We start from the raw sequence: 6,815 nt of genomic DNA on the forward strand, positions 1-6,815 counted from the left end.
CTACAAAGTCATCATCCTGGCGTTTATTATATCATCAAAAGGCGTGTTATGTTATTAAATGTTGCTTTAACTGTCATGGCGTGTGTTGCGTATGTGGTAGCGTTTTTGTATTTGTTAAAGCATTTTTTACAAAAAAGCCAGCTCAATCCTTTCTTACTGTGGTCGGTACTTTTTTCGGGTTTAATTTTGCATGGCTTAGTTTTAAGCATGAATATGATTCAACCGCAAGGTATCGACTATGATGTATTCAATCTGATTTCTTTTACTTCGGGTTTATTATTATTACTAGGCACGTGCTTTAGTATGTACCGCCCTGTGGTCTTTATGAATCTGATCGCCACGCCTGTTGCATTGATTGGTCTATTACTCGGTGAGCTGTTGCATAGCCCAACGCAAGTCATCCGCCAACAAGGCTTTGCCATCGATGGACATATCATTTTATCGTTATCCGCTTACGCTGTTCTCTCTATGGCAACGATTCATGCCATTTTGATTTGGTTACAAAACCGTGAATTAAAGAAAAAACAAGCCAAACGCCTCTGGGTCAATATTTTACCCTCATTACAAACTATGGAATCATTACTATTTGATTTAATTTTAATCGGTTTTATTTTATTGACCGCAGCACTAACTGTTGGTTTTTGTAATATTGAAAATTTCTTTGGACAACATTTAGCACATAAGACCGTATTTAGTGTCATGTCATGGTTAATTTACTTGGGCTTGTTGGTTGGACGTTGGCAGTTTGGTTGGCGTGGTAATAAAGCCATTCGTTTTAGCTTAATTGGCTTTGGCTTTTTAGCATTAGGCTTTATTGGTACGCAATTTGTATTGCAAGTTATTCTTATGCGAGCTTAATGCAATATCTATAAAAATCAAAATTTTAAAACATCATCGATTTTTTAGATTAAATTATACATATTTTTAGATTAAATTGAATATAAATCGCTCAATTTAATCTAAAAATTGTTATTTCCTATGTTCAATAATTTCTTAAGGATTATAAATTAAACCAAAGTGGATAATTATTACACAAATAATCGTAGTATTTATGTTGTTTAATCGTATTTTCCGTTTTTTTAGCCATGCAAAATAATCAAATTTACGTTATACTGAAGCCAGCACTCTGATGCTTCCTTTTAATCAATATAGTTATAGAGAGAGTAATTGACATGGTAGCCATTATCAATCAAACAATTCCTGAATTTTCTACTCAAGCATATGTAAATGGTGAGTTCAAAACCATCACTTCTGAAGACGTAAAAGGTCAATGGTCAATTTTCATGTTCTATCCACATGATTTTACTTTTGTTTGCCCTACAGAATTAGAAGACATGGCGAACCACTACGAAGAATTAAAAGGCTTGGGCGTAGAAGTTTATGCTGTTTCTACTGATACTCACTTTGTACACAAAGCATGGCACGATTCATCTCCAGCGATTGGTAAAGTAAAATACCCAATGCTTGGCGATGGTACTGGTAAAATCACACGTGGTTTTAACATCATGATCGAAGAAGATAACGCTGCTTTGCGTGGTACTTTCTTGGTTGACCCAGAAGGCAAAATCAAAGTTGCTGAAATCCATGACTTGGGTATCGGTCGTTCTGCAAAAGACATGGTACGCAAAGTAAAAGCTGCACAATACGTACGTGACAACGACGGTGAAGTATGTCCAGCTGCATGGGAACAAGGTCAACAAACTTTGAAACCAAGCTTAGACTTAGTTGGTAAAATCTAAGTTTTAAAGCGATTTATTGATCATTAAAATAAATCCTGCCCAAAGCTTTTTTAAGGCTTTGGGCATTTTATTTCTTTAAAAACCAGAATAAATTGAACAAAGAATGCTTTCTCAAACATTTTACATAGTGTATTGAAATGTAAAAATACCATCAAATAATGTGATTATCATCACAAAATACTAAATATTGAGTTTAAAATTTGTGTACTTTGTTAAAAATCAAGTAATTTTGCTTGAGAAATCAAAACAGTTTGCGTAATCTTACCGAACCAAAAACAACATGACATTCATGTATTCGGAGCATCCTATGAGTCTTCCACAAGTTGAATTAAATACCAATAAAGGTCGTATCGTACTTGAGCTAAATAGCGAAAAAGCGCCTAAAACTGTAGAAAACTTTTTACAATACGTTCGTGAAGGTTTTTATGACGGTGTCATTTTTCACCGTGTTATCGATGGCTTTATGATTCAAGGCGGTGGTTTTGATGAAAGCTTCCACGAAAAAACCACACGTGATTCTATCGAAAATGAAGCAGACAATGGTTTAAGCAATGAGTTGGGTACAATTGCAATGGCACGTACTCAAGCACCACATTCAGCATCTGCACAATTCTTTATTAATGTAAAAAATAACAGCTTCCTAAACCATTCTGGCAAAACAGTACAGGGCTGGGGCTACGCTGTATTTGGTAAAGTCGTTGAAGGTATGGACGTTGTAAATGCGATCAAAGCTGTACGTACAGGTAGCCGTGGTCATCATCAAGATGTTCCATTAGAAAATATCGTGATCGAATCTGCTAAAATCATCGCTGAATAATTCTCTACGAGAACGACTTTAAGCAATGCGACAGCTATTCATTTCAGATCTACATTTGTCTGAACACCAGCCGCTTTTAACAAGCGGTTTTGTGCGTTTATTACAACACTTTCAAACTGAACCAACTGAGTTATATATTTTGGGTGATTGGTTTGAAACGTGGCTAGATGATGCTGATCCAAGTGGATGGCTGTTGCCGATTGTCAAAGCCTTGCGAGATTTTACGCATCAAGGCAATCATATTTATTTTTTAGTAGGCAATCGTGATTTCTTACTGGGACAGCGGTTTTTGGATCGCTTTGATGGAAAACTGTTACATGAGCCTTATTGTTATCAATGGCAAGGTCTAAACTTTCGCCTAGAACATGGCGATAGCTTATGTACTGACGATGTAGATTATCAACGTTATAAAAAAACCATTCGCCACCCTATTAGTTTGGCAACATTAAAGGCTTTGCCTTTTAAAGCAAAAAAAATGCTCGCCAATCATTTACGCAATAAAAGTAAGCAAAATCAGGCTCGAAAAGCACCTATTGATGTCAATGCTGAAGCGGTTGCACAAGCCTTACATGAGTGTGATATATTGATTCATGGTCATACGCACCGCCCCGCCATTTATGCTTTAGATGAAAAAAAATATCGTATCGTCTTAGGCGATTGGCGTGAACAAGGCAAGCTTGGATCAGCGAAAATATTATTGTTAAATGATGGTCAATTATCATTTGAATTGCAAGATTGGGACTTTTCTTAAAATTAATTTTTACTTAGAATCTGATATTTACGGTTTGATTTTCTGCTATGAACGAATCTTTTTTTGAAATTGATGCACGTAATAAAGCTTGCCCTGCACCATTATTAATGCTAAAAAAAGCCTTAAAGCAACAGGCAGACCAGCAATTCTTTTTATTAAAAAGCACTGATCAAAATAGCATACAAGACATTCAACAGTTTTGTGATGTGCAAGGTTTACAGCTTCAAGCTATTCAACATCTTACTGATGAGATACATTTTTCGATCCAACGTCATTGAATAAATGAATATATTTCATTTTATTTAACGTTCAAAAGGCAACTTGATATTTGCTAAAATCGCCATATATCAAACTTTGTTATTGATCTGTCTATTCGCTTACACTTTGCAATATTTTTTTTAGCAATTTTAACGCATAATACGCTAGTCACACTTGATTGATGCTTTTCACAAATAGGATTTTTATATGTCATCGTCTGCCAAAAGCAACAATGCACTCATGCCTTTATCTTTATCCGCACCAGGAACTAACCTTGGTGCGTATATCAGCACGGTCAATCAAATCCCTATTCTCACCGTAGAACAAGAAAAAGAGCTTGCGGAGCGTTATTACTACGATCAAGATTTAGATGCTGCCAAAATGTTGGTCATGTCGCACTTACGCTTTGTTATTCACATTGCACGTAGCTACGCAGGTTATGGTTTACCGCAAGGCGACCTAATCCAAGAAGGCAACTTGGGTCTGATGAAAGCAGTCAAGCGTTTTGACCCAAACATGGGCGTGCGTTTGGTGTCATTTGCAGTACATTGGATCAAGGCAGAAATTCATGAATATGTGATTCGCAACTGGCGTATTGTGAAAGTCGCGACCACCAAAGCACAACGTAAACTATTTTTTAACTTGCGTAGTTTAAAAAAGTCCAGTAAAAAATTAACGCTTGCCGAAGCACAAGCGATTGCAGAAGATTTAAATGTAACCGCAGAGCAAGTGCTTGAAATGGAAGGGCGTTTGACTGCTTATGATGCCGCTTTTGAAGCACAAAGTGATGATGACGATGAAAACAGTCACTACACTGCCCCATCTCTATATCTGGAAGACAATCGATATGACCCTGCTCGTCTGGTTGAAGAAGAAGACTGGGAAGAGCAAAACAATAATGCCTTGTTAAACGCAATGGATAATCTTGACGATCGTTCACGTGATATCTTACAGCGTCGCTGGTTGGATGACAATAAATCGACATTGCATGAATTGGCAGCAGAATATAATGTATCTGCCGAACGTATCCGTCAGCTTGAAAAAAATGCCATGGAAAAAATTAAAGTGGCAATGTCTGCAGGTTAAACGATTTATTAGGCAATATAAAATAGGTTAAGTTATGCGTATTGCAATTGCGTCAATCAATTTGGCTTGTGCGATAATGCTCGGTGCATTTGGTGCACATGGTCTTAAAAATATCGCTGATGAACAGCAATTGGCTTGGTGGGCAACTGCTACACAATATTTTTTCTATCATGCTCTGGGTTTATTAGCGGTTGCTGTCTTATATCACGTGATTAAAATTATTAAAATCAATCTGATATTTAATCTGATGCAAGCAGGTATCGTTCTTTTTTCAGGATCGCTTTATCTTATGGCATTAGGTATGCCAAAAATGTTAGGAATGATTACGCCGATTGGCGGATTATGTTTTATTCTGGCATGGCTACTGCTAGCGGTGCAGGCGTTTAAATTAAAATTATAAATTTGGTCACTTTGATTTCATGTGACAATCATCTTTTGACAATTACTTTTTTAAATGTTAGCCGATAGATAAACGCTCATCTACCGGCTAGCAAGGCAAAATCTATTTCGCCTCTACATTTTGCTCAATCAAACCACGCACCAATTTGGCATCATTGGCAAATACCACTACTTTTTGTTCCAAGCTTTCGATATTTTGCGTATGTGCAGGACGTGGGATTGTGATTTGCCCTACAGCTTCAGTAATAGTTTCTGCAAACTTAGCAGGCAATGCCGTTTCCGCACAGACGATCACTTCGCCATCTTTACGCACGTCACGAGCGACTTTTACACCATCCGCAGTATGTGGGTCAAGCAAATCATTGTCACTCTCATATACTGCTTTGATGGTGGCTAAACGGTCGGCATGGGTAGATTTACCTGAGGTAAAACCATATTTTTGCTGTACATCACCCAATAAATCAGCCAAATCAAAACCTTTTCCGCTATTTACATCTGTCCAAAGTTCAGATAGTTTTTCACCATTTTTTTCTGTTAATAAGAAAATAAAACGTTCAAAATTCGATGCTTTTGAAATATCCATTGACGGGCTAGACGTCACATAAGTTTTGTCCGCAGTGCGTGGCGTATATTTACCTGTTTGGAAAAAGTCGTTTAACACATCATTTTCATTGGTCGCCACAATTAAACGGTCAATCGGCAAGCCCATTTCACGCGCGATATGCCCTGCACAGACATTACCAAAGTTACCCGATGGCACGCAGAAACTTACTTTTTGGCTGTTATTTTCCGTACTTGCAAAATAACCTTTGAAATAATACACGATTTGAGCAAGGATACGACCCCAGTTAATTGAGTTTACCGTACCTAGGCTATATTTTGCTTTAAATTCAGCATCTTGCTGTAAAGCTTTAACAATATCTTGGCAATCATCAAACATGCCTTCGATGGCGATATTATGAATATTTTTGTCCATCAAGCTATACATCTGAGCACGTTGGAATTCGCTCATTTTGCCGTGTGGTGACATCATAAACACTTCGATATTTTCTTTACCACGCAAGGCATATTCCGCTGCCGAACCTGTATCGCCACTGGTCGCACCGATGATGGTCAAGCGTTCGCCTTTTTGTTTCAGCACATATTCAAAGGCATTGCCCAAAAATTGCATTGCCACATCTTTAAATGCCAAGGTTGGACCGTTAGATAATTCTAAAATCTTGATGCCGTCTTTCAGTGTACGTACAGGCGTAATATCTGCTTTGCCAAAGGCTTGCACGGTATAAGTACGGTCGATAATGTCTTTTAAATCGGCTTTAGGAATGTCTGTCGCAAAGCGTTGCATGATTTCAAATGCCAAATCCGCATAGCTTAGGCTTCGCCATTTGTTCAGGGTGGCATCGTCAATCTGTGGGTAACTTTCAGGCAACATCAAACCGCCGTCTGGTGCTAAGCCCATCAATAAAACATCGCTAAATTGCATAGGGGCAGTCTTGCCACGCGTGCTTAAGTATTGCATAGGTATTCCAAAATCCTTAAAATCAAAATATTAGTGAAAAATTGCACAGCCACAACAGAATTAATCCTTCTAATTATGCAAATTTCACTTTAATCATTACATACCTTTATCATGCCAAAATCGATAAAAATTGTCTATCAATTTATTAGGGCGTGTTGACAATTAACGTAAATTGATTATTGTTGCAGCCAGATAGATATTAGCAGCAAAAGATTCATCGGTTTTCTCAGCACGCATCGCAATCTT

At 37.5% G+C, this 6,815-nt stretch carries 8 protein-coding genes; 7 read left to right on the top strand and 1 reads right to left on the bottom strand.

The window, feature by feature from the left end; translation table 11 throughout:
* The first annotated feature begins 48 nt into the window (after window positions 1–48).
* The 7 genes from ACEYX7_RS03335 (at window position 49) to ACEYX7_RS03365 (ending at window position 5,051) form a co-directional block, all read left to right on the top strand.
* Entirely contained in the window at window positions 49–858 is an 810-nt protein-coding gene (locus ACEYX7_RS03335) for a cytochrome C assembly family protein (RefSeq protein ID WP_374804550.1), read from the top strand.
* A gap of 314 nt (window positions 859–1,172) precedes the next feature.
* A complete protein-coding gene (gene ahpC, locus ACEYX7_RS03340) occupies window positions 1,173–1,739 on the top strand; it encodes an alkyl hydroperoxide reductase subunit C (RefSeq protein WP_374804552.1) in 567 nt (188 codons plus the stop codon).
* Between the two features lie 307 nt (window positions 1,740–2,046).
* Entirely contained in the window at window positions 2,047–2,556 is a 510-nt protein-coding gene (locus ACEYX7_RS03345; protein WP_374805404.1) for a peptidylprolyl isomerase, read from the top strand.
* Window positions 2,557–2,581: 25 nt separating this feature from the next.
* A complete protein-coding gene (locus ACEYX7_RS03350; protein WP_374805403.1) occupies window positions 2,582–3,307 on the top strand; it encodes a UDP-2,3-diacylglucosamine diphosphatase in 726 nt (241 codons plus the stop codon).
* 47 nt (window positions 3,308–3,354) lie between these two features.
* Window positions 3,355–3,585: a sulfurtransferase TusA family protein gene (locus tag ACEYX7_RS03355; RefSeq protein ID WP_374805402.1), complete on the top strand. Its 231-nt coding sequence runs from the start codon at window positions 3,355–3,357 to the stop codon at window positions 3,583–3,585.
* 187 nt (window positions 3,586–3,772) lie between these two features.
* Window positions 3,773–4,651: an RNA polymerase sigma factor RpoH gene (gene rpoH / locus ACEYX7_RS03360; protein ID WP_374805401.1), complete on the top strand. Its 879-nt coding sequence runs from the start codon at window positions 3,773–3,775 to the stop codon at window positions 4,649–4,651.
* Window positions 4,652–4,685: 34 nt separating this feature from the next.
* Window positions 4,686–5,051 carry a DUF423 domain-containing protein gene (locus ACEYX7_RS03365; RefSeq protein ID WP_374806828.1) on the top strand — a complete coding sequence of 122 codons (366 nt, stop codon included), beginning with the start codon at window positions 4,686–4,688 and terminating at the stop codon, window positions 5,049–5,051.
* A gap of 102 nt (window positions 5,052–5,153) precedes the next feature.
* Here the strand turns inward: ACEYX7_RS03365 and thrC are convergent, their stop codons facing one another.
* Window positions 5,154–6,569 carry a threonine synthase gene (gene thrC / locus ACEYX7_RS03370; RefSeq protein ID WP_374805399.1) on the bottom strand — a complete coding sequence of 472 codons (1,416 nt, stop codon included), beginning with the start codon at window positions 6,567–6,569 and terminating at the stop codon, window positions 5,154–5,156.
* Window positions 6,570–6,815: the final 246 nt, after the last annotated feature.

The sequence above is a fragment of the Hubeiibacter jixunmingi genome (genome assembly GCF_041928215.1).
In the GTDB taxonomy this organism is placed as follows: domain Bacteria; phylum Pseudomonadota; class Gammaproteobacteria; order Pseudomonadales; family Moraxellaceae; genus Acinetobacter.

Excerpts from the sequence above, each read along its gene's own strand:
- ACEYX7_RS03335 (WP_374804550.1), top strand. The coding sequence starts at position 49 with ATGTTATTAAATGTTGCTTTAACTGTCATGGCGTGTGTTGCGTATGTG.
- ahpC (WP_374804552.1), top strand. The coding sequence starts at position 1,173 with ATGGTAGCCATTATCAATCAAACAATTCCTGAATTTTCTACTCAAGCA.
- ACEYX7_RS03345 (WP_374805404.1), top strand. The coding sequence starts at position 2,047 with ATGAGTCTTCCACAAGTTGAATTAAATACCAATAAAGGTCGTATCGTA.
- ACEYX7_RS03350 (WP_374805403.1), top strand. The coding sequence starts at position 2,582 with ATGCGACAGCTATTCATTTCAGATCTACATTTGTCTGAACACCAGCCG.
- ACEYX7_RS03355 (WP_374805402.1), top strand. The coding sequence starts at position 3,355 with ATGAACGAATCTTTTTTTGAAATTGATGCACGTAATAAAGCTTGCCCT.
- rpoH (WP_374805401.1), top strand. The coding sequence starts at position 3,773 with ATGTCATCGTCTGCCAAAAGCAACAATGCACTCATGCCTTTATCTTTA.
- ACEYX7_RS03365 (WP_374806828.1), top strand. The coding sequence starts at position 4,686 with ATGCGTATTGCAATTGCGTCAATCAATTTGGCTTGTGCGATAATGCTC.
- thrC (WP_374805399.1), bottom strand. The coding sequence starts at position 6,569 with ATGCAATACTTAAGCACGCGTGGCAAGACTGCCCCTATGCAATTTAGC.